A 3,605-nucleotide genomic window follows, 5' to 3' on the forward strand; every position below is an offset into this window, starting at 1 on the left:
AAACTATTTTGGCTGATGATAATTGGGGCGGCGGTGTGGTTTTGGTTTGTTCGCTGATTGTCGGGTAGTTGAGAGGGCGAGATATGAAGTATTTTTTCCGGTTTTTATTGGCTTTAGTGATGGCGGCGCTCTTGGTAGTAACCTATGGAAGTATACAAGCTGTTGGCAAGGAAAATTACCAAGTTGAAAAGGTAACAAACATGGCATCTAGAAAATCTAAGCGGAGCAATAACGTTAAACAAGATGGCCTCCAACTGAAAGTGGAATTGCCAGAAATTGTGGCACTATCTATCCCCGAAAACAAACCAGGTGTCACTTCTGAATTCAGCTTTACTGTCAGCCTTACTAATAATACATCAGCCCCTATTCCGTTGGCTATAGATTATGATGCTTTAATTCCAGAAATATTCGGGTCAGATGGTCAAGCACTGCACCGAAGAGAACCGATAAATAGGGAAGTTGGGAACGGAGAATATCATGGCTCGTTAGTTGGGGTCGGACAGCAGACATCTCAATCTATGGAGGGAAGACTGTCTTGGCAAAATAATGTGCTTCAACTGATATTACATCGCCCGACCTACGATGAAAGCCCTATTGATATCGATAAATCTTGGTCTTTTGATACTCTTGGGTCTGGGGAATATCAGGTTCGATTCACCTATGCAACTCCGACTGGGACAATAGTATACACAAATCCATTCACTGTTTTTAACAACATTAAAGAAATACTAGAGAGAAAAGAAGTGCCGCTAGAGAGGATAGAAGTAGCTGGGACAGGTCAGTTGGTAACTCCCTTAGCTAATTTTCGCCTACTTCAACCTGTTGGGTTGAATAACAGTGCAGTGGAAGTAGATGGTATTCGTTTTGAAACTTTCATACCTGAGCCATTGTTAACCCTGCCAAATAAGAGTGACAATTCATACCAATCTGTACAGATTGGTATGCGGATTACCAACAACACGCTAACCCCATTTTACTTCAGCTTTTACGGCAGTTTTGCACCAAGTCTTGTCATACCAGATGGTCAAATATTGCGGGGAGGCTATATTAGCGACTGGATGAGATGGCCTGAAGAATCTGATTTTCTGTTAGTCACCCCTGGAAAAAGTGTGACATTTTTTCCAGATATCGACCTCTCCTGGAGGAAGTGCGACCAACTTTCACTTGGTGTCTCTGATGGCAGTGGTGGTGCATGGTCTTTTAACGAACTCAAGCCCGGTATATATCACTTCCGCTTCCTGTATGAAAATATCAGTAATACCATACAGAAAAAAAATCTTGCAGGGCAGTCGATTACCAGTCAGCCAATAGAAAAAGTTTGGACTGGGCGGGTGGATACTCCCTTTGTTGAATTCCGTCTAGCCCAGCTTTGAATGGCGAATCACTATTTTTTTGTGTTTAATTTCCAAAACAGGTAAAAACAATGCAATTTAGAGAATTTTTTTTCGTATTATCAACTAGCTTAATAGCCACGCTTTTTTCTCAATCTAGTAGTGCGTTTACTCTCACACAGAATGCTGGACTATTCAATTACACATCTGAGTCTGAGTTGCCCGATGGAAAAGGGTATACTTCTTTAAATGTACTAGATCCAGATGATCCTTTTAACTTAAGTAAGGCTAGACCATTCGTTAGCGAGATAAAACTAGGAGGTACAAACAGATTCCTAGAAAATTTAAAAATAGTTTACGGACAAGAAAATTGGATTTTTAAGAAAGGACAGAATTTGAAAGGGAGTTTTAATGTCAAACTTCAGTACCCATGTGCTATTAAGACTCATTGTGGTCAGGGTACTAAATTAACCCCAAGTCAAGGGGGGATTGGCTCTGTACTTAGTTTGAATTACCGTCCCAGTACAAGCAAAAGAGAGCCTAATCCTGACCCTAAAAATAGCAAAAATTTACTCTATTGGATTCAGCGCGTTACTACTAACTACCCAGGAAGCGATACAATTGGACCACTCGGTGCTACGATAAGCTATATTGACAACATTCCTCTTCGGGGGCCGAATGAGGGAAAACATAGTCTCGCTCCATACTATGGTTCAGGCGATCCTCTGAAGCCAAATGGTTTATTTGAAGATCGTCCCTTTCGCCCCTATAAAATCACAAATTTAAATCGAAATTATTTCTGGACTGCCGAACTTTACCTAGCTCAAGCGAATCCAAAGAATCAACAAGAAGTCACGATTTACAATGGAGTTAGATGGGGTTGGACATATGAGTATTTTCCAAATCAACCGGTTCCCGTCCCAGTTCCAGTTCCAGCTCCAAAGCCAACTCCAAAGTCAACTCCAGATCCTGTTCCACTTCCATATTGTCCACCACCACCAGGTTTGCTTACCAAAAACGGTAGCACGATCGTCGCCAACAGTAGCAGCGGTGGCGGTGGCATCGGTTGCGTGGCAGTATCACCATCACCATCGCCCACACCTCGACCAACATCATCACCAACACCTCGACCAACACCATCAACAACACCTCGACCAACCCAATCACCAACGCCATCACCAATAGTATTAGTTTCACCTGCACCGTCACCCTCACCTTGGACTCCAACACCTTTGCCAACAACCCCACCTTGGACTCCAACACCTTTGCCAACAACCCCACGCTGGACTCCAACACCTTTGCCAACAACCCCACCTTGGGCTTCATCACCTTGGCCTACACCTGCACCGTGGTCAACATCAACATCATCAACATCATCAACATCAACATCAACATCAACATCAACATCATCAACATCAACATCATCATCATCATCATCATCAACAGTCGTTGTTGTCTCAACCTCAAAACCTAGCGCAGCGCCATCACCGAATCCCAAACCCAGTTCCCTAAACCGCACTGCCAACACCAACAGAGTTTTTGCTACCGACTATCTAGAGTCAGAGTTGTCACTTCCCGATACAACACTCGATAATACCGCAGCAAATACCGACTCAGATTCATCCGAAAATATTGGATACTCATCAATTAATAACGATGCCACAGATTTAGCAAATATCAGTGGCAACTTACTCGAAGACCCCGAACTATTATCAACAGATAGCAGCGAAAACCAAGTTGATTTAGCAAGCGCCAGTAGCGACTTACTTGCCGACCCAGAATTATCATCAACAGATAGTAATCCAAATGAACTTGATTTAGCTGGCATCAGTGGCGACTTGCTTAAAGACTCCGAATCATCATCATCAACAGACAACAACGAAAACCAAATTGACTTAGCCAGCACCAGCGGGGACTTACTGGAAGACCCAGAATTATCATCAACTGACAGTAACGAAAATGAACTTGATTTAGCAGGCATCAGCGGCGACTTATTGCAAGACCCAGAACTAGCCTCAGAGGAGCAAAATTCTCTAACATCCCAAACTAAAAACCCTGACGACGATGCCCTTCCAGCCGCAGCCGTTCCCGAACCTACCACTGAATTAGGCGCTTTCTTAGGACTCGGTGGATTAGGTTTACTCAAAAAGCTCAAAAACAGGAAAACTCAGAAGCAGTAGAGTATTTATTGAGGTTGTTGTCTGTCTGTTTTCGAGATCCATTTCGAGTAAATTGTCCAAACGGGCGACCTTTCGACTGGCATCACGTAAAAAT

At 43.2% G+C, this 3,605-nt stretch carries 3 protein-coding genes; 2 read left to right on the forward strand and 1 reads right to left on the reverse strand.

Annotated elements, in window-relative coordinates:
* Positions 1 to 83: 83 nt before the first annotated feature.
* Complete coding sequence (locus tag JGK39_RS32930) at positions 84 to 1,373, forward strand: hypothetical protein (RefSeq protein ID WP_293262532.1); 1,290 nt, start codon at positions 84 to 86, stop codon at positions 1,371 to 1,373.
* An 862-nt stretch (positions 1,374 to 2,235) separates the two neighbouring features.
* Here JGK39_RS32930 and JGK39_RS32935 read toward each other — a convergent pair.
* Positions 2,236 to 2,862: a hypothetical protein gene (locus JGK39_RS32935; protein ID WP_293262535.1), complete on the reverse strand. Its 627-nt coding sequence runs from the start codon at positions 2,860 to 2,862 to the stop codon at positions 2,236 to 2,238.
* Positions 2,863 to 2,896: 34 nt separating this feature from the next.
* Here JGK39_RS32935 and JGK39_RS32940 point away from each other — a divergent pair, with 34 nt between their 5' ends.
* On the forward strand, positions 2,897 to 3,511 hold the full coding sequence (locus tag JGK39_RS32940; RefSeq protein WP_293262538.1) for a hypothetical protein: 615 nt from the start codon (positions 2,897 to 2,899) through the stop codon (positions 3,509 to 3,511).
* The last annotated feature ends 94 nt before the right edge of the window (positions 3,512 to 3,605 follow it).

The organism is Microcoleus sp. PH2017_12_PCY_D_A (assembly GCF_020738565.1).
Classification (GTDB): domain Bacteria; phylum Cyanobacteriota; class Cyanobacteriia; order Cyanobacteriales; family Microcoleaceae; genus Microcoleus.

Bases quoted from the DNA above. Each gene is read 5' to 3' on its own strand.
- JGK39_RS32930 (WP_293262532.1), top strand. From the start codon at position 84: ATGAAGTATTTTTTCCGGTTTTTATTGGCTTTAGTGATGGCGGCGCTC.